At 61.7% G+C, this 18,352-nt stretch carries 16 protein-coding genes; 7 read left to right on the top strand and 9 right to left on the bottom strand.

Annotated features, from left to right (window positions below):
• Positions 1-110 precede the first annotated feature (110 nt).
• On the top strand, positions 111-470 hold the full coding sequence (locus ABI_RS04955) for an energy transducer TonB (RefSeq protein WP_157138697.1): 360 nt from the start codon (positions 111-113) through the stop codon (positions 468-470).
• Here the strand turns inward: ABI_RS04955 and ABI_RS04950 are convergent.
• Positions 461-691, bottom strand: coding sequence for a hypothetical protein (locus tag ABI_RS04950; RefSeq protein ID WP_006271751.1), 231 nt, complete (start codon positions 689-691; stop codon positions 461-463). The genes ABI_RS04955 and ABI_RS04950 overlap by 10 nt on opposite strands.
• Positions 688-1,326, bottom strand: coding sequence for a TetR/AcrR family transcriptional regulator (locus tag ABI_RS04945; protein WP_157138696.1), 639 nt, complete (start codon positions 1,324-1,326; stop codon positions 688-690). Before ABI_RS04945 ends, ABI_RS04950 begins: the two co-directional genes overlap by 4 nt.
• A gap of 233 nt (positions 1,327-1,559) precedes the next feature.
• Here ABI_RS04945 and ABI_RS04940 point away from each other — a divergent pair, with 233 nt between their 5' ends.
• Positions 1,560-1,763, top strand: coding sequence for a hypothetical protein (locus ABI_RS04940; protein WP_006271749.1), 204 nt, complete (start codon positions 1,560-1,562; stop codon positions 1,761-1,763).
• A gap of 214 nt (positions 1,764-1,977) precedes the next feature.
• On the opposite strand, the gene ABI_RS04935 is transcribed toward ABI_RS04940, so the two are convergent.
• From ABI_RS04935 to hisS, 3 genes are all read right to left on the bottom strand, one after another.
• A complete protein-coding gene (locus ABI_RS04935; RefSeq protein WP_006271748.1) occupies positions 1,978-2,205 on the bottom strand; it encodes a hypothetical protein in 228 nt (75 codons plus the stop codon).
• Between the two features lie 62 nt (positions 2,206-2,267).
• Entirely contained in the window at positions 2,268-4,397 is a 2,130-nt protein-coding gene (locus ABI_RS04930; RefSeq protein WP_006271747.1) for a M13 family metallopeptidase, read from the bottom strand.
• Between the two features lie 671 nt (positions 4,398-5,068).
• Positions 5,069-6,553 (bottom strand): histidine--tRNA ligase, encoded by a 1,485-nt coding sequence (gene hisS, locus ABI_RS04925; RefSeq protein ID WP_006271745.1) that lies wholly within the window; start codon positions 6,551-6,553, stop codon positions 5,069-5,071.
• Between the two features lie 214 nt (positions 6,554-6,767).
• On the opposite strand from hisS, the gene ABI_RS24870 reads away from it, so the two are divergent.
• Positions 6,768-6,941, top strand: coding sequence for a hypothetical protein (locus ABI_RS24870; RefSeq protein ID WP_157138695.1), 174 nt, complete (start codon positions 6,768-6,770; stop codon positions 6,939-6,941).
• A 270-nt stretch (positions 6,942-7,211) separates the two neighbouring features.
• The gene (locus tag ABI_RS04920) at positions 7,212-7,700 is read left to right on the top strand and encodes a hypothetical protein (protein WP_006271743.1); all 489 of its coding nucleotides are present in this window, start codon (positions 7,212-7,214) and stop codon (positions 7,698-7,700) included.
• Here the strand turns inward: ABI_RS04920 and ABI_RS04915 are convergent, their stop codons facing one another.
• From ABI_RS04915 to ABI_RS04900, 4 genes are all read right to left on the bottom strand, one after another.
• The gene (locus tag ABI_RS04915) at positions 7,701-9,776 is read right to left on the bottom strand and encodes a protein-disulfide reductase DsbD family protein (RefSeq protein ID WP_245531297.1); all 2,076 of its coding nucleotides are present in this window, start codon (positions 9,774-9,776) and stop codon (positions 7,701-7,703) included.
• Positions 9,777-10,134: 358 nt separating this feature from the next.
• Entirely contained in the window at positions 10,135-12,336 is a 2,202-nt protein-coding gene (gene ptsP / locus ABI_RS04910; protein ID WP_245531328.1) for a phosphoenolpyruvate--protein phosphotransferase, read from the bottom strand.
• A 318-nt stretch (positions 12,337-12,654) separates the two neighbouring features.
• Entirely contained in the window at positions 12,655-13,425 is a 771-nt protein-coding gene (locus ABI_RS04905) for a response regulator (protein ID WP_006271738.1), read from the bottom strand.
• 172 nt (positions 13,426-13,597) lie between these two features.
• Positions 13,598-14,866, bottom strand: a complete 1,269-nt coding sequence (locus ABI_RS04900) for an aspartate kinase (RefSeq protein WP_006271737.1) — start codon at positions 14,864-14,866, stop codon at positions 13,598-13,600.
• Positions 14,867-15,000: 134 nt separating this feature from the next.
• Between ABI_RS04900 and ubiG the strand changes: the two genes are divergently transcribed.
• The 3 genes from ubiG to ABI_RS04885 all read left to right on the top strand — a co-directional run bounded on the left by ubiG (position 15,001) and on the right by ABI_RS04885 (position 18,277).
• Positions 15,001-15,819 carry a bifunctional 2-polyprenyl-6-hydroxyphenol methylase/3-demethylubiquinol 3-O-methyltransferase UbiG gene (gene ubiG, locus ABI_RS04895; RefSeq protein ID WP_006271736.1) on the top strand — a complete coding sequence of 273 codons (819 nt, stop codon included), beginning with the start codon at positions 15,001-15,003 and terminating at the stop codon, positions 15,817-15,819.
• A gap of 174 nt (positions 15,820-15,993) precedes the next feature.
• Complete coding sequence (gene prmC, locus ABI_RS04890) at positions 15,994-16,848, top strand: peptide chain release factor N(5)-glutamine methyltransferase (protein WP_006271735.1); 855 nt, start codon at positions 15,994-15,996, stop codon at positions 16,846-16,848.
• A gap of 313 nt (positions 16,849-17,161) precedes the next feature.
• A complete protein-coding gene (locus tag ABI_RS04885) occupies positions 17,162-18,277 on the top strand; it encodes a DUF4167 domain-containing protein (protein WP_050808198.1) in 1,116 nt (371 codons plus the stop codon).
• Positions 18,278-18,352 lie beyond the last annotated feature (75 nt).

Genomic DNA, 18,352 nt, shown 5'->3' with positions numbered 1-18,352 from the left:
AACCCGGAAACCTGACAGCGCCGGTCGGTGCGGAACGTAGCACCGGCCGGTTCTTATTGTATGAGAACGGGGCTGCATGTTAGGCTCCAGACATTCGGGGGAGATCGCTCGTGATAGTCCGTTCAGCCATAGTGGCGCTGGCAGTCACAGCGACAGCCACGTCGGAGGCCTTAGCCTTCGACCCGTCGCCGCCGGGCGCCCGGATTTATACCCTGGCGGATTTTCCCGAACCCCAGCCGCCTCTGGGCTGGCCGCAAAGAGCGTTGGATGATGAGGTCGAAGGTCACGTCAAGGTCCGTTGCCAGGTCGGCGAAGCAGGGCATCTGGCCGGCTGCGTGATCATGTCCGAAAATCCGTTTGGCTATGGCTTCGGTGAGATGACGGTGCGCTCCATACTTCTGAAAGGCAAGGTTGAAGGGCCGCCCGAGCCAGGCGTCTGGCTCAATCTGAACTTCGAATTTCAGTTTTGACGCTTTTGGCGTAAGACAGCGATCGTCCACCACACCGCACCGGCAAGCGTAAAGGCCGTGCTGCCGAGACTCGCAAAAGCGGAAAACGGCAAGGCGACATAGGCGTTCACCCCGGGAAACCGCAGCGGGTCATTCAGAAGGGCGAGCAGCAACCCGCCCCACATAAGGGCCGAGGCGAGGCACAGGAGCGTCATCCAGGCCGCGAGGGCTGTAGATTTCATCGGCAAGCCGCGCGGGTCAGCCAGGCGACCTCGTCGCTCAGCTTCTGCACCGGCACGGCGATCAGGCGCTCTTCCAGGCCGATCGAGATAATGCCGTGCACCGCCGCGAACAGGGTCCGCGCCCGGATCGTCAGGCCGCGCGCGTCCAGGTCCGGCATGATGACGCTTAAAGGCTCGGCGATATGGCGGAACAGCCGAAGCTGGTCCTGAGCCGCCCATTCCGGCAGGGGCGAATCCAGCCGCAGTTCGAAGATCATCCGCCACAGCGGCAGGTTCTTGCGCGCAAAGTCGAGATAGGTGTGCGCCACCGCGACCAGGCGTTCGATCGCCTCTTCACGCGTCGCGTTCGGCAAGTGACCCGTGCGCTCGGTCGCCGCCTCACCCAGCCGTTTCAGGGTCCTGGACGACACCAGCAGCAGCAGGGCGTCCATATCGGCGACGATATTGTAGAGGCCGCCCAGGGCTATGCCGATATCGGCGGCGAGGTCGCGCGCCTTCAGGCTCTGCAGGCCCGAGTCGCAGATGCGCTTTTCCGCTGCAGCCATCAGGGCTTCGAGCTGGGCCTGACGCTTGGACAGGGTGTTAGGCGTTACGGTCGTGGGTGTGGCGGTTTTTGGAACGGTTTTGGGGGCCATGGTTCGGCTCTTCTGAGAGAATTTCTGAACGACGTTCATTTTGATCTTGAACGCAGTTCAAACTATGCTACAAGAGGGTTGTGAACGGCGTTCATATCACCAAAAGCCCCGGTGATGAAGCGTTTTGTTCACACCCCGGGGGGAACTTTGGGGGATTAACCAGGGAGAGGTGGAGGCGGCCACGTAACCTTCACCTCTCCTGCCTTCACCACATTTCCGCAGGAGGCGGAACCATGAAGCGCTTGATTCTGATCGTTGTGTCCGTGCTGGCCTGCGTTGCGTCCTATCAGGCCATGGCTCATGGCATCGAAACCAACCCGCGTTTGAAAGAGAACGCCGACAAGCTGACGGCTGACCTGGCCACTTTGCTGAACTACAGACCGACCGATGGCGCGTCGGATGCCGGTCGCATCCGCCGGGATATGGATCCGGTTTAGTATGAGCGATACCAAAGTGCGCGGTTTAGAACCGCTTCTTTGGTATTCGTTTTTTCAGCTCAAGCGCCGCATGGCTACTCGCAAAAGCTCGGGCGGCCAGTCGGCCTTGCCAAGCGTCATGAGTCAAAGGTCATGACGCTTGGTATGACGTCGACTTTCGTCTCCTCCCCACTTCGTAGGGAGGAGACGTATGCCTTCCTCGCAAGAATTGAATCTACCCCTGCTTCTGCTGCGCCATCAGCAGGCCACCGACGCCGGCAAGACCGGCGACAACGCTCATGACAAAGGCCGCCAGCAATCCGGCGCCCCACACAGAGTCGAGCAAAAGCTCAAGCCCGTCCGGCCGGCTGGCCAGCCAGCAGAACAGGGCAAAGGTCACAACGGTCACAGCCAGACCGCCGAAGGTGGCGACCAGGCTGACCACGGTCCAGAACCGTTTCACATATCCTCAACAGGCTCTCCGGGGGCCACCGTCCTAGGCGGGACGGTCTGTTGGGGCGGGAATCACCAGATTTTCACACGATCTTCCGGCTTGAGATAATAGGTATCGTCCGGCTTGACCTTGAACAGGTCGTACCAGACGTCGACATTGCGCACCGGCCCGATCGCGCGGAAAGTATCGGGCGAGTGCGGGTCGGAGGCCACGATCAGCTTGATCAGATCCGGTTGATACTTGGTTTGCCACACCTGAGCGAAGCCCAGGAACACCCGTTGTTCGCCCGTGAAGCCGTCCAGAACCGGCGACGGCTGCCCCTTCAGAGACAGATTGTAGGCGTCCAGGCCCAGCAGGATGCCACCCAGGTCGGCGATATTCTCGCCCATGGTCAGGCCACCCTGGATATGGACACCCGGCAGCGGTTCGTAGCCATCGTACTGGGCGCCGAGCTTCTTGGCCTGGGCATCGAACTTGGCCGAGTCCTCAGGCGTCCACCAGTCGGTCAGCACGCCATTGGCGTCATAGTTGCGGCCCTGATCGTCGAAACCGTGGGTGATTTCATGGCCGATGACGCCGCCGATGGCGCCGTAATTGACCGCCGGATCGGCCTTCGGATCGAAGAAGGGCGGCTGAAGGATCGCAGCGGGGAAGACGATCTCATTCTTGGTCGGCGAATAGTAGGCGTTGACGTCCTGAGGGAACATTTCCCACACACCCGGGTCGATTTTCTGGTCGATACGGGCCAGTTGGTAGTCCCATTCAAATTCCGACGAGCGCGCGATATTGCCGTAGATGTCGTCCGGCCTTACCACCAGGGCTTCATAGGACCGCCAGGCATCGGGATAGCCGATCTTGACGCCGAAAGTGGAGAGCTTTTCCAGGGCCTTGGCCTTGGTGGGCGCGCTCATCCAGGTCAGGTTTTCGATACGGATCTTCATGGCGCCCAGCAGGTCGTTGACCAGAGCCTCCATCTGAGCCTTGGAGTCGGCCGGGAAATAATCCGCGACATAGGCGCGGCCGACGGCTTCACCCATGCGCTCCCCGGTGATCGAGATGGCGCGCTTCCACAGCGGACGCTGCTCCGTCTGACCGTACAGTTCCTTGGCCTGGAATTCGAAGCGGCGGGTGTAGAAGCGGTCCGACAGATAGGCCGCGGCCTGATCGGCGGCGCGGAACGTCTCCCACGCCTTCAGCGTCTCCAGCGGCGTTTCGGCGAAGATTTTGGCGATCTTCGGAATGGCGGTGTTCTGGTTGAGGATGACCTTCTGCGCCCTGTCGACGCCGGCCGTCTTGAAGAAGTCTTGCCACGCGAAGCCGGGAGCATAGGTATTCAGGTCCGCGAGTGCCATCGGGTTGTAGGTCTTGGTGTCGTCGCGGCTCTCGATCGCCGTCCAGTGAACCTTGGCGATCTCGCTTTCCAGGGCGATGATGTCCGCCGCGGCCTGCTCCGCGTTCGGATAGGCCACCATACGCAGCAGATCAGTGATATAGACCTGATAGGCCGCCTTCTTATCGGCGAAGTCCGCGGTCAGATAGTAGTCGCGGTTGGGCAGGCCCAGCCCGCCCTGGCTCATCTGCAGGGCATAGTAGCCGGGCTTCTTGGCGTCATCATAGACCGACAGGTCGAAGAAGGACGAGCCGAAGCCTTTCGAGGTCCAGCCCATATAGGCCGCCATCTCGGTCTTGGTCTTGATCTTGGCAATGTCGCGCAGTTGCGGCGCAAACGGCGCCACGTCCAGTTGGTTCTTCAGGTCGCGGTTCATGACACTGCCGTACATGTCAGCGATCTTCAGATCGTCACCGGCCAGGTCGGTGCGGACCGCCAGACCCGTGACCAGGGTGTTCATGCGCAGTTCCGACAGTTCGTACAACTGGTTGAAGGCGCCGTAGCTGGGCTGGTCGCCCGGAATCTGCATGTTCCTCAGCGCCGTGCCGTTGGCGTATTCGAAAAAGTTGTCGCCGGGCTCGATAGCTGTGTCCATGCCGTCGAGCGCGACACCCCAGGTGCCATAGCGCTTGGCTTCGGTCGAGGCGCCCTTTTCGGGGCCACCGGGCGTGGGATCGGCCAACAGGCGATGGGAGATGTGCGATGGCGCGGGTGAAACCTCGGCCAGGGCCGGCAGAGCGATCATAGGCAGGCCCAAAAGCGGACCAAGGATAACGGCCGAGGCGAGCAGGCGGGTACGGAATGTGCGCATGGGTAATCTTTCACAAAAGGCGCACTTGGGTCCCCGGCGCCTTGATAACAGCCGGCGACGACATTGATACAAATCCAACCAATTGTATCATGAAATTTTCTTAATGCGTTGAGGCGGCGGCATAAGAAAGGTTTGACCACGAAGGACACGAACAGGCACGAACTTCCGGCATATTTTGACAAGATGTCACGAAGGTAAGGCCTGCAGGGATTTGCCAAGACCGAAACGAGAAGCAGACAATGCGAAAAAGCCGCGCTTCAAAAAGCCGCCTAGGGCGGCCTCAAACGATTGAATAACGCGTCGCGTCAGTGCTGGGATAATCACGACGTTCGTGCCGTTCGTGTGGTTCGTGGTCAAAACCTTACTTAAGGTCTAAATTTGACAGCCTCGTCAAAACCGCCGCAATTTGACGCAAAAAAAAGCTCGCCGAGGGGGATACCGCGCGGCGAGCTTTCTGTTTTGTTTTAAGCGAGCGTTTCCTCCCCGAAACGCCGGAACTGACTTCTCTCTACGGGAGAAGTTCTGTTCTCTTGAGACCGCAATAACCAGATTTTTGCCTACCATGTCAACTGTGATTTATCACATCGTGTCAAAATTATTTTGACCCTACGTCAAGGTGGTAACAAGTTCAACCAAATCGGTCAAAACCCGATCACTAATTGACAGCGGTGTCAATCGTTTTTCACTATAGATTTCAAATGGTTGATAGCCTCCGCGCGGGGCAAGGTCACCTGCCCCGGACGGCCCTCACGCCAGGCCTTGTTGTCACTAATTTGCAACGCCAAATCCCGGCCCAGATCGAGATCTTTTATGGTAACGGTACCATTATTCAGCTCATCTCCGCCGATCATAACGGCCGCCGGCGACAGGCGCCGATCGGCGTACTTCATTTGCGCCTTCATACCCGACCGGCCGAGATAAACCTCGGCTGCCAGGCCCGCCGCGCGGATCTCGGCAGCGAGCTGGAAATAGGCGCCCATGTCCGATTCGGAGAAGTTGATGATGACAATCGGGCCGCGGGCGGCGTTGGCCTTGTCGCCCTCGACCAGGCGCAGGGCCGCCGCCAGGCGCGAGACACCGAAAGAGAAGCCGGTGGCCGGTACGCGTTCGCCGGTGAAACGCGCCACCAGGTCGTCGTAGCGGCCACCACCACCGACGCTGCCAAAGCGAACCATCTCGCCTTTTTCGTCGCGCGTTTCGAGCAGCAGTTCGGCTTCGAACACCGCGCCGGTATAGTATTCCAGGCCGCGCACGATCGATGGCTCGAACACGGCGGCGCTGTCGGAGACGCCCAGGGCGGTCAGGGCCGTGTCGATGCGCGTCAGGTCTTCCAGGCCGGCCTGGCCTTCGGGGAAGTTGGCCAGCACATGGCCCAAACGTTGCAGCACTAGCGAGCGCGCGGCGCCCCCCTCCGCCGCCATAACGAAATCAAGCACCGGGCGGATAGCGGTATCCGCCAGTCCGGCGCCCTTGGTAAAGTCACCGCTGTCGTCCTTGCGACCCTTGCCCAGCAACAGTTCGACGCCGGGGACGCCGAGGCGGTCCAGCTTGTCGATGGCGCGCAGCACCGCCATCTGCTGGTCGGGGCCGGTGACCCCAAGGCTGGTCAGCAGGCCATTGAGCAGTTTGCGGTTGTTGATGCGCAGCAGGGCCGGCACACCGGCCGCCTTGAAGCCGGCGACGGCCAGGGCGATGATTTCGGCATCGGCCTCTGGGCGATCGGTGCCGACGGTATCGGCATCGCACTGGATGAATTCGCGCAGACGGCCGGGACCCGGCTTTTCATTGCGATAGACGGGGCCAAACGCATAGCGCCGGAAGGGCTTGGGCAGGCCGTCCCAGTTCTGGGCGGCAAACCGGGCGAGCGGCGCGGTGAGATCATAGCGCAGGGCCATCCACTGATCGTCGTCGTCCTGAAGCGCAAACACGCCAACATTGGGACGATCCGAGTCGGGCAGGAACTTGCCGAGCGCGTCGGCATATTCGAAGGCCGGGGTCTGGAGCGCTTCGAAGCCGAAGTCTTCATAGACCTTGGTAACGGTCTCGACCAGGCGGCGCTCGAGCGCGATCTGGCTGGCGCGTTTGTCGGCGAAACCGCGCGGCGAGCGAGCTTCGGGGCGAAATTCGGAAGGGGTGTCTGAGGTGCTGTCGGTCATGTCTGCGCCTTAGCCCATACGGCCATAAAGAACAAGGCAAGGCGGCCGGTCATCGTGGGCGCTGCGGCACGGGATCGCCGCAAACCACTCGCCCACAAGGGGAATTTTATCGCGCCTCGGTATTTTGACACCTGCGTCAAAAATTTTCGTTAATCCCTGTTATATGTGGCAATTAGGTGTTATAAATAAAGCTCCCCTAAAGGAGGGCAAAACTATGAGCAAGCGTTCCCATGCAATGGAAAGTGCCTCGCGTTTTGTAATTGCCACACTCGGTGCCATGGCTTTGATTGGAGCTGTCGCCTGGGCTTTTGTGGCCTTCGACAACGGCGGGTGCAGTGGCGGCATTGAATGCCGGACCGAAGCCCAGCGCACGCAAGTCCAGTACTGACGACCTGATGTCTGCCAGATGCTGGCCGTCTCACGGCGGCCTGCAGCGCCTGATTTCACCTCTGCGCCTGTCGCAAGGGATGGGAGGGGTGCGCGTTAACGCTTCCTTGTTAACGCTTTCTTGGCCGGAAATTTGCACTATGCGTTCCGAACCGGGCCTCATGCCCAAACGTGGATGGCCACGCTTGGGAAAAGGATGAGGTGTACCAAAAACATCGGTCAGAATGAGGCTTCCGGCAGGACTCATTGCGATCAGGTGAAGGAGCGCAGAATGAAACACGCCGTATTCCTGGCGGTGCTGCTCGGCATGATCGTCGTCGCAGCGCCTTCGTGTGCCAGTGTGCCACAAACACCGGCGACCAGCGCGATATCGCGTGAGCCCCTCTATGCCGGTCTGGTCACCCGGGCCGGACAGCTGAAAGAGAAGACGGATGGCTTTGCGCCGTCCCTGGCGACCCGTGCTCAATCGGGATTCGACACCTATGTCCGGGATATCCGCGCCCTGGCCGAGGACGACATGAAGGCACACCTGGATCTGAAGGCTCGCGGCACCGACAGCGACCTGAAATGCATCCTGAAAGGCGTGTCTTTGGACCTCAATATCAAGATGGATGCCATCCTGGCCGCCACCACCGATGCGGAGGCGGCGACGGCCTATCAGGACATGTCGCTGCTGCTGAGCGACAATATCGACGTCATTGTCACCCCGGCGACGGCGGAGTCCGGCCTGGATTGCGTCATCGAGTTCGGCGCAGGGTAACTACTTCCCCGCTTTCAGCAGCTTGACGATGTCACCCCTGTCCAGCATCTGCGGCAGGACCTTCGGCTCGGCCTTGTTGGGGCCGTAATAGACATAGAGCGGTACGCCCGAGCGGCCGAACAGAGTCAGGTAGCGCGAGATTTCCGGATCCTGGTTGGTCCAGTCGCCCACCATGTAGGTGGTGCCGGTCGTCTTGAACGCATCGGCGACCTCTGGGGTATACAGCACACGCACCTCATTGACCTTGCAGGTCACGCACCAGGCGGCGGTCATGTCGACCAGGACCGGCTTGCCCTCGGCGCGTAACCGGGTCAACTGGTTCATGCCGAAGGCGATGTGGTCGATCGGCGCTACGGTCGTGGCCTTGGACGTTGGCGGCAGGGCGTGGGCCGCGGCAAACGCCGTCACCACGACCGCCGTCACCACCATGGCAATGCGTGCCAGCGACGGCAGCCTGGCGATGACAAGCCCAGCAACGATCAGAACGACGGCAGCGATCAGCAAGCCCAGGCCCAGGCCGGTGACCTGCTGGGCGAAGACCCAGATGAGCCAAAGTGCAGCGCCATACATCAGTACCGACAGACCGCGCTGCAGCCAGCTCATCCAAGGACCGGGCCTGGGCAGGGCGCGCGCCACGGCCGGCACGGAAATAATCAGGAAGGTCAGGGCAACGAACGGCAAGGCAAACCCGAGGCCCAGAGCCAGGAAGATGGTTACGGCGCTGAGGCCGCCCTGGGTCAGGGCGACACCGATGGCCGGCCCCATGAACGGCGCCGTACAGGGTGCCGCAACGACAACGGCCAGCACGCCGGTGAGGAAGGCCGACAGCACCGGGCGCTTCTGGTCCAGTTGGACCTCGCCCCCCAGCCGTTGCAGGGTTGCGCCGACCGAGAACACGCCCGACATATTGAGCGCTACCAGCAGCATGACCAAGGCCAGGGCCGCCGTGACATAGGGCGATTGCAACTGGAAACCCCAGCCGACCTGGGCGCCGAACGACCGCGCCAGGACGATCAGTCCGGCCAGGGCGAGGAAGCTGAGAATGACACCCCCGCCATAGGCCAGGGCTTCTGTGCGCGCCAGGCGCTGGTCGTGGCCGGCGCGCGACAGGGCCAGAAGCTTCATCGACAGGACCGGAAAGACGCACGGCATCAGGTTGAGAATCATCCCACCGGCCAAGGCGCCCAGGGCCGCCAGAAGGATCCCTCCGAACGAGGTGTCGGCCGCACCGCCGGCAGCGCTGCCCATGCCATAAACGCCTGGCGCCAGGGGGGCGCGCGTCAGCTTGACGTCATAGGCGATGCCATTTTTGAACTTCAGCACGCCGGTGAGGTCGCCTTCGGGCAGGGCGCCTTGCGCCTCGGTGCGGATGGCGAAGCCTTCCGCGCCGGTGTCGACCGTCTGTGGCGCCGGCGCCTTGACGACCTTTTCCTGGGCGACGAAAAAGTAGGCGTCCTGGGGTGACGGCAGGTCCTTGCCGGCGAAACCGAATTCGGCAACGCCGTCGGTCACGGCGATGGTGCCGGTGAAGGGCGCCGGTTTGGGCAGGGCTTTTTCGGCCTTTGCAATGATCTTGGCGTCGCTACCCGGTGCGGCGGTACCGACGGTCAGACGCAGCGAAACCTCGAAGCTTTCCGGGATACAGATCTTTTCACACACCAGCATATCGACGCGCGCCTTCAGCGGCAGGGCCTCGCCGGCGCCCAGCTTCGAGCCATTGCGCAGCGGCAGCAGCAGGACAGTGCGGCCTTCATAGCCGTAGCTCATTAGGCCGAAGGTCGGGATGGTCTTGGGGACGGGGAATTTCGCGTCGCCGATGGTCACGCCGTCGGGCAGGCTCCAGGTGAATGTGGGCGCCTTGCCGGTGTCGCCGGCATTGATCCAGTAGGTATGCCAGCCCGGCGCGGCTTTGTAATCGAGCGCCAGCATCAGGTCGCCGCCCTGAGGGACGCTAGGCGATACGGAGATCAGCCTGGCGTCGATATGGGCGGACTTGCCTTCGGCGGCCTGGACGGGCGCGATGGCCAGGCCCATTAACAGAACGACGCTTGTTACAAGACGAACGAGAAATGACACGTAGACGACCCCTGCCGAAACAACCCGGTTAGTCTATACGATCGGCGATGCCATTTGGTGACAAAAAATCTGCGGCTATCAGAACGAAATTTCTGTCGGCCGGTGCTCGAGGTTTTGTCCGCAAGGTTTTAACCACGAACCTCACGAACGGACACGAACTTCTGGTATCTCCTGAATCTGCCGCGCAGCGGCATTTTATGTCAACAGGGGCCACCGATTATGCACATGAGAGGGATTGAGAAAAATCTGCGTAATCTGTGAAATCTGTGGATCCCCTTTTTGTCGAGAGCACCTGCGCGGTGGTTTCAGGCCCACCTTGAAGTTCGTGTCCGTTCGTGAGGTTCGTGGTCAAAAACCTTTACAGATCCACGTTCAGCTTGCGTGCCAGGCTCAGGATTTCGTTGCGCAAAGACCCGTTCGACGAGCCCATCATCTTGGTGATCGCCCTGCCCGCCGCCTCACGGTCGCACGATAGGATCATCCGTTTGACCTGGCCCAGCCCCGCCGGCGGCATCGACAACCGGTTGAAGCCCAGAGCCACCAGCACAAAAGCCTCCAGAGGACGTCCGGCGATTTCGCCGCACACCGATACCGGCGTGCCCGACTCTTCGGCCGCCTTCTGGATGCTGGCCAGGGCGCGCAACATTGGCGGCGACAACGGATCATAGCGGTCGTTCATGCGCGGATTGGTCCGGTCCGCGGCAAACAGATACTGCGTCAGGTCGTTGGTCCCCACCGAAGCGAAATCGACCAGCGGCAGCAGCGCATCCAGGTGCCACAGCAGCGACGGGCATTCGATCATGGCGCCGACGCGCAGCAGCGACGGCAGCGGACGGCCGCGCCGTCGAGCCCAACTGCATTCGATATCGACCATATCACGCGCCTGACGGAATTCGTCGATCGAGGCCACCATCGGGAACATGATGCGCAGTTCACGCCCGCGCGCCGCCGTCAGCAGGGCGCGGATCTGCATGCGCAAGAGCGCCGGCCGGTCCAGGCCCATGCGGATGGCGCGCCAGCCCAGAGCCGGGTTCTCCTCGCGCTCCATCTCCATATAGGGGAGGATCTTGTCGCCGCCTAGGTCGAGGGTACGGAAGGTCACCGGCCGGTCCCCGGCGCCGTCCATGATGCGCTCATACAGTTCGGTCTGGCGTTTGAGGCGCGGGAGGTCTTCCGACACCATGAACTGGAACTCGGTGCGGAACAGGCCGATGCCCTCCGCGCCGGTCTCGTTCATGATCTCGATGTCGAATTCCAGCCCGGCATTCATCAACAGGGTGATGCGGTGGCCATCCTTGGTGACGGCCGCTGTGTCCTTGATCTTGGTGAACTCGGCACGGCGCTGGGCGCGCACGTCCATCCGGGCCGTCGCCGCCTCGATGATGTCGGGACGCGGCCGCAGATAGGCCTCACCGGTTTCGCCGTCGACGATGACGGCGTCACCCTGGCTGACCCGGTCGCGCAGGTTCTGCAGGCGGCCGACGCAGGGAATCTGGAGGGCACGGGCGACGATCGCAGCATGGTTCGATGAAGAACCTTCCTCCAGCAAAATGCCTTTCAGCTTCTCCCGGTCGTATTCCAGCAGGTCCGCCGGTCCGAGGTCACGAGCCACCAGGATGGAATTGTCCGGGATCAGCCGCCGTGCGGTGTTCTTGCCGGCCAGGACGCGCAACAGGCGGTTGGCCAGGTCTTCCATGTCGTGCAGGCGTTCGCGCATATAGGCGTCGCGGGCATTGTTCAGCCGGGCGCGCTGTTCGTTGCGGACGCGTTCGACGGCGGCTTCGGCGGTCAGGCCGGACTTGACTGCCTCGGTCAGGTTGCGCACCCAGTTCCGGTCATGGGCAAACATCCGGTAGGTTTCCAGCACGTCGAAGGTCGGGCCGGCCAGGCCGTGCTGGCCTTCGAACATCTGGTCGATCTGGTCGCGCAGGGCGTCGATCGCCGTCAGCAGACGGATCTCTTCCGCGGCGGAGTCCTCACTGAGGAGGTGCTCCGGCGTCACCGGCACTTCGTGAAGCACCACCACGCCCAGCGAGATGCCGTCGGCAAAGACGCTGCCCTTGAGCCGTTCCGGCCGCGTCGGGGCCAGTTCGATGTCCTTGAGTTCCTCGATCCCGACCAGGTCGCCAGCCGTGACGATTTCGGCCAGCACCATGGCGATGATCTGGAGGTCTTCGACCTCCTCGTCCTCATACTTCCGCGCCGCCATGTTCTGCACGACCAGGACACCGATGGTGCGGCCACCGCGCAGGAGCGGCACACCGAGAAAGGATTTATAAGGATCTTCGCCGGTTTCCGGCCGGTACGAGAAGCTGGGGTGCGACAGGGCATCCATGATGTTGAGCGGGGCGCCGGCGCGGGCGACCTCACCGACCAGACCTTCGCTGAGGCGCATCCGCGTCTTGTGCACGGCCTCGGCCTTCAGACCTTGCGTGGCGAACAGTTCCAGTTCTTCCGAAGTACGGCGCAGATAGATCGAACAGACCTCGGCAACCATCGAATTGGCGATGATACGCACCACCATGTCGAGACGCGCCTGGGCCGATTGGCCCTCCTCCATGGTCTCGCGAATCTGGCGCAGCAGACCGCGCTGGCCGGGCGCCGCCAGCTTGGATTGTCCCTTGATCCCGGGCCTGATGGTCACGCCGTGAGCCTTCCCCATATTCGCCTTACAGCCGTTGACTGTGCGGCGGAATTGCACCGCTGTCTAGCCGTGCGAGGCTCCCCGCCGCAAGTCACGGAACCGTGTATAATCACAATGACTTAACATCCAGATACATTTTGAGTGCTCAAGCGCCGCAGGACTCGCGCAAACGTGCGCGGCGGCCAAATAACGTTTCAGTCGCCCGCTGTAAGGGTCATATTTTACTGAAACTGTTTAAGCCGCCATGTCCAGCAGAGCCGCCGATAGTTCGATCAGGTCCTCAGCGTCGAACGGCTTGCGAATCTGGGCATCGGCGCCGATGCGGCGGGTGGCGTTCAGAGCGTCATTGTCACTGACCTGTTCGTCCAGCCCGGCGGACATGGAGATAAGCTGCACCTTCGGCCAGGTGGTCTTGATGGTCCGCATGCCTTTGAAACCGCCCATACCGGGCATGAAGACGTCACACAGCACCAGATCGACATGGGCGATGTCGACGTTTGAAAACGCCTCTTCCATCGAGTCGGCACAGGACACGCGATAGCCTGCGCCGGCGTAGGCGCGCTGGGCAATCATACGGATGGTCGAGCTGTCATCAATCACCAGGACGTGCTTGCGCTTCTTGCCAATGGCGACATCGGGGCTGAGCGAGGCGAACACGTCGCGCAGCAGGGCTTCATTGAACGGCTTTTTCAGCACATAGTCGGCGCCGGTCTTGCGGGCGCTCGTCAGCGTTTCCTCGATGGCCTCGCGGCTGGAGCCGGCCGTCATCAGCATCATCGGGATATGCGGCGCCAGGCTGCGAAAGCGGTCGACATGCAATAGCGTATTATGGTCGCCGACAAACACATCCAGCAGCATGGCATGGACGGAAATCTGGCTGAGAGTCTCGCAGGCGTCGCGAATGGTTTCACAGTGAACGGCCGACCACCCCATGCGCGACAGCATGGCGATGATGATATTGGCCTGGGTCTTGCTGTCTTCGAGAAGTAACGCCGTCTTGTCCATACCCCTGCGCCCTTTACGTTTGGGTAAGCATGGCAGACAATCGTTCGCGAAGGCTTAAACGGCCCGCTGAAACCTCTGTAAACGCCTGATTTTTCTGATCTATAGTCGGTTTACGCGAAGCGGCAACAGCCTATCGCCAAACGGGTGCGAGACGAAAAGCCGTTATGCGAAATCAGGCCCCGATCTTGTCCAGGCCATAAGCCGCATGAAGGGCACGCACGGCCAGTTCTGTATAGGCTTCGTCGATCAGCACCGAAATCTTGATTTCCGAAGTCGAGATCACCTGGATGTTGATGCCTTTTTCCGACAAGGCCTGGAACATGGTCTGGGCGACACCGGTGTGCGAACGCATGCCGACGCCGACGATCGACACCTTCGACACGTTCTCGTCGATGCGCAGGTCTTCGAAACCGATTTCGCCTTGCGCAGCCTCCATCAGTTCCTTGGCCTGCTTGGCGTCGCGGCGTCCGACCGTGAACAACTGGTTGGCAACTTCGCCGCTGCGCGCGTCTGACTGGACGATCATGTCGACATTGATATTGGCCTGGGCCAGGCGACCAAAGATGGCGGCCGAGACGCCGACCTTGTTGGGCACGCCCAGCAGGGTGATCTTGGCCTCATCACGGCTGTAGGCCACGCCGGAAACGATATGCTTTTCCACGATTTCTTCCTCGTCGCACACGATGGTGCCCTGATCCGTAGCCTCACCCGGCTCGACAAAACTTGAAAGGACGCGCACCGGCATCCTGTACGCCATGGCCAGTTCGACCGAGCGCGTCTGCAACACCTTGGCGCCCAGCGACGCCATCTCCAGCATCTCTTCGAAGCTGATCTTGTCCAGGCGCTTGGCCTTGTTCTCGATGCGCGGGTCGGTCGTGTAGACCCCGTCGACATCGGTATAGATATCGCAGCGAACGGCGCTGGCGGCGATGGCCACCGCCACGGCCGAGGTGTCCGAGCCGCCGCGGCCCAGGGTGGTGATGCGGCCATCATCGGCCACGCCCTGGAACCCCGGCACCACGACGATCTCGCCACTATCCATGGCCGCGCAGAGCTTTTCCGGCGGGATGTCAGCGATGCGCGCCTTGCCGTGAACGTCGGTGGTCTTGATCGGGATCTGCCACCCCTGCATCGATCGGGCACGGTAGCCCATATTGCGCAGGGTCATGGCCAGGAGGCCAGCGGTCACCTGTTCGCCCGAGGCGACGACAACGTCGTATTCGTCGTCGCTGGCGTCGTCATTGCCGGCGGCATCGCCCGTCGGGCGGCCGGCACCATCGGTCCAGGCGACCAGTTCGTTGGTCTTGCCGGCCATGGCCGAAACCACCACCGCTACCTTGTGGCCGGCATCGTATTCGGCCGCAACCAGGCGCGCGGCCCGGCGGATGCGTTCCAGGTCGGCCATCGAGGTCCCGCCGAACTTCATCACCAGACGCGTCATTTCGCCACTTTCCTTCTTGCAGGCACGCGCCTATCCTTTGGCCGCGCCCAAAATCTTGCGCGGTTGTCTAACGTTGAAGCCGCGTCATCGCAAGGTTTTATCCGCGCATGACAGATAAGAAATAGGCGTCCAAAATGGCGGAATCGCTAAACAATTCCGGAACGGCCAGCGGATTTTCGATCGATGAGGGCGAGGTTGCGCGATTCAGCGCCCTGGCCGCCAAGTGGTGGGACGTCAAGGGCGAGTTCGCCCCGCTGCACCGTTTCAACCCGACCCGCGTACGCTTTATCCGTGATACGTGCCTGGATCATTTCGGCCGCGACGACCTCGCGCTCAAGGAGCGTAGCGTTAGCGCAAAAAGAAATCCGCGGCGGGCGTTTGAAGGTTTGCGGTTGTTGGACGTGGGGTGCGGCGGCGGTTTGCTAAGCGAGCCGATGTGCCGGATGGGCTTTACCGTCACCGGGCTGGACGCGTCGGAAAAGAACATCGGCACGGCCAAGGCACACGCCGAAGAGGGCGGGCTGGACATCCGCTATCTGAACCAGACGGTCGAGCAGTTGGCGGCATCGGGTGAAGTCCTGTTCGATGTCGTCCTGACCATGGAGGTCATCGAGCACGTCGTCGATCCGGACGCCTTCCTCAAGACGTGCGCCTCTTTGGTGAAACCGGGCGGCCTGCTGTTCGTCGCCACCCTGAACCGCAGCCTGAAGGCCTATGCCCTGGCCATTATCGGCGCGGAGTATGTGCTGAACTGGGTGCCGAAAGGCACGCACGACTGGAGCAAGTTTTTGTCGCCGTCGGAGATTCGCCAGTTCCTGGACGGCACGCCGCTATTGCCCGATCCGGCGGTCGGGGTGGAATTCAACCCCCTGACGCAACAATGGGGGTTGTCGGACGATACCGAGGTCAACTACATGATGGTCGCTCGCTATCCGGTGACAGCTGCCTTCTGAACGGCGACCACCGGTGCTTCCGGATTCCACCGAATTGGAACCGCGAATGAACGCGAATGAACGCGAATAAGAACTTAGATCCCGTCCTCAAGCCACAGGTGGTGGAATGAATACCGGAACATTCGCGTCCATTCGCGTTCATTCGCGGTTCCAAACCTTCATTCGACGTAAGCCATGCCCATTACCCTCGTCAAAGCCTGGACCGGCGCGCAGCAGCGCCTGAAGGCCGCCCAGATCGACTCGCCAGCCATCGATGCGCGACTGCTCCTCGAAGCCGCCACCGATGCCACGCGGACGGATATCATCACCGATCCGTACCGCGAACTGACGGCGGAGCAGGAAGACACCCTGAACAGCTATCTCGACCGGCGCACCAAACGCGAGCCGGTGGCGCGCATCCTGGGCCGCAAGGGTTTCTGGAAGCTGCTGCTGAACCTGAGCGACCACGTCCTGATCCCGCGGCCAGAAACCGAGGTCATCGTCGACATGATCCTCAAACAAAGCCAGCCGTCGGACGCCTTCACCATAGCGGATCTCGGAATCGGTTCCGGCGCCATCCTGTTATCGGTCCTGGCCGAACGGCCGGCCGCCAAGGGACTGGGCACCGATATTTCCGAGGAAGCTCTGGCGGTCGCCCGCGACAATGCCGCCAACCTGGGCCTCGACGGCCGCGCCGCCTTTTTGCGCACGTCGTGGGGATCGGGCCTGGCCGACGCAAGCTTCGACATCGTCGCCTCCAACCCGCCCTATATCCGCTCGGATGTGATTCCCACCCTGGACCCCGAAGTCAAGAATCACGACCCGCACCTGGCGCTGGACGGTGGTCCGACGGGCCTGGCGGCTTACGAAGAGCTGGCGCCGGAAATTTTCCGCTTGCTGAAACCCGGTGGCAGGGCGTGGCTTGAAATAGGCTTCGACCAATCGCAAGACGTTGAAAAGCTTATGAATGACGCCGGTTTCCTGAATGTGGCGACGTGGCTCGACCTGTCGAACCTGCCGCGTGTCGTCACCGCCACAAAGCCGTCATAAAAAAACACTTGGCAGGGCGTATAAAGGGCGCTAACACATAGGGGTCTTCCTCCCACCGTGAACGCGCCTTGGAACTTTCTTAAGTCAATCCGGGCATTATCGCGTCAGGGATACCGGCGAAGGCGCGCTGGCAGGGCCACAACGGCCCCGGCGCCGGCCATTATAGCCAGGACACACTTGCAAGCTTGATCACCGCGACCTCTGAGTTTTTCGCGCGGCTTCATGGCAAGATTTTTAGCACAGCGCCGCCGAACCCTGAGAGACCAGGCGGGCGCAAGAGAGAACGTACGTACACATGAAAGATTTCAGGGGCATGAAGCGGCAACGGAACCGTAACCGCAAGCCTTCTTCGGGTAACCAGAACAACCCGAACCGCGCTTACGAGTCGAACGGTCCCGAAGGCACCAAGGTGCGCGGCAACGCCCAGACCATTTACGAAAAATATCAGCAACTGGCCCGCGACGCCAATTCGTCGGGTGACCGCGTTTTGGCCGAGAACCACCTGCAGCATGCCGAACACTATTTCCGCATGATCCGCCAGATGCAGCCGACGCGGCCGGTATCGGAATTCGTCCAGCGTGACCCCTTCGCTTCGGCCTGGGATGATTACGACGACGATATCGAGGCCGAAAACGCGGAGGCCGAGGCCGAGGCGGCGGTCGAAGAGCAGGCCCAGGCCGAAGAGCAGGCGCGTTATGAGCGTGGACGCGAACGCGATCGGGAACGTGACCGCGGGAATAGCGAGCGCCCCAATGGTAACGGAAACCGCGATCGCGACCGTCCAAATGGCGAGCGTAATCGCGAATTCCGCAGCAATGGCGACCGCCAAAACGGTGATCGCGAATTCCGCAACAATGGCGACCGTCCCAATGGGGATCGCCCCAATGCCGAACGCCCCAATGGCGATCGTCCTAATGGTGATCGCCCAAACAACCAACGCACCGAGCCGCGGACCTTCGAACCGCGTGACTCACGCGATGAAGGCGAAATCGGCCCCGACGGCCGTCGCGAAACCCGCCGCGAGCGCTATGAGCGCCGCCGCCTTCAGCGTTTTGCCGAGCAGGAAGCCAACCTGAACGGCAGCTTTGCCCCGACTCAGGTGCAACCAGCCCCGTTCGTGGCCTCGACCGAGCCCTTGGGGGCTCCGGCGGGCCGTGCGCCGTCATCGCTGACGGAAGCGGCGCCGGCACCAGTGGTCGCCGCTTCGGCGGTGGAGGCTTCCCCGGTGGCTGAACCGCGAGCCGTACGCGAACCGCGTGCACGCCGTGAAAAACCCCAGGCGGTCGACGCAAGCCACCTCCCGGCCTTCCTGTCGCGTCCGACTCCGCTCCCGGCGGCCGAACCGGTCGCTGCGGTTGAGGACGAAGCTCCGGCCAAGCCCAAGCGCACCCGCAAGCGCAAGGAAGACGCGGCGACGGAAGAAGCTTAAAACGTTCAAAGGCCTCTGGAAGTTCCGGAGGCCTTTCTTACTTCACCTCTCCCCGCCTTGCCTGCCGGCGAGGCC

The sequence above is a fragment of the Asticcacaulis biprosthecium C19 genome, assembly GCF_000204015.1.
Classification (GTDB): Bacteria; Pseudomonadota; Alphaproteobacteria; order Caulobacterales; family Caulobacteraceae; genus Asticcacaulis; species Asticcacaulis biprosthecius.
The sequence above is the reverse complement of the archived record's forward strand: the minus strand, read 5'-3'. Positions and strand labels throughout refer to the sequence as shown.

Excerpts from the sequence above, each read along its gene's own strand:
- ABI_RS04950 (WP_006271751.1), bottom strand. The coding sequence starts at position 691 with ATGAAATCTACAGCCCTCGCGGCCTGGATGACGCTCCTGTGCCTCGCC.
- ABI_RS04945 (WP_157138696.1), bottom strand. The coding sequence starts at position 1,326 with ATGGCCCCCAAAACCGTTCCAAAAACCGCCACACCCACGACCGTAACG.
- ABI_RS04940 (WP_006271749.1), top strand. The coding sequence starts at position 1,560 with ATGAAGCGCTTGATTCTGATCGTTGTGTCCGTGCTGGCCTGCGTTGCG.
- ABI_RS04930 (WP_006271747.1), bottom strand. The coding sequence starts at position 4,397 with ATGCGCACATTCCGTACCCGCCTGCTCGCCTCGGCCGTTATCCTTGGT.
- hisS (WP_006271745.1), bottom strand. The coding sequence starts at position 6,553 with ATGACCGACAGCACCTCAGACACCCCTTCCGAATTTCGCCCCGAAGCT.
- ABI_RS24870 (WP_157138695.1), top strand. The coding sequence starts at position 6,768 with ATGAGCAAGCGTTCCCATGCAATGGAAAGTGCCTCGCGTTTTGTAATT.
- ABI_RS04920 (WP_006271743.1), top strand. The coding sequence starts at position 7,212 with ATGAAACACGCCGTATTCCTGGCGGTGCTGCTCGGCATGATCGTCGTC.
- ptsP (WP_245531328.1), bottom strand. The coding sequence starts at position 12,336 with ATGGAGGAGGGCCAATCGGCCCAGGCGCGTCTCGACATGGTGGTGCGT.
- ABI_RS04905 (WP_006271738.1), bottom strand. The coding sequence starts at position 13,425 with ATGGACAAGACGGCGTTACTTCTCGAAGACAGCAAGACCCAGGCCAAT.
- ABI_RS04900 (WP_006271737.1), bottom strand. The coding sequence starts at position 14,866 with ATGACGCGTCTGGTGATGAAGTTCGGCGGGACCTCGATGGCCGACCTG.
- ubiG (WP_006271736.1), top strand. The coding sequence starts at position 15,001 with ATGGCGGAATCGCTAAACAATTCCGGAACGGCCAGCGGATTTTCGATC.
- prmC (WP_006271735.1), top strand. The coding sequence starts at position 15,994 with ATGCCCATTACCCTCGTCAAAGCCTGGACCGGCGCGCAGCAGCGCCTG.
- ABI_RS04885 (WP_050808198.1), top strand. The coding sequence starts at position 17,162 with ATGAAGCGGCAACGGAACCGTAACCGCAAGCCTTCTTCGGGTAACCAG.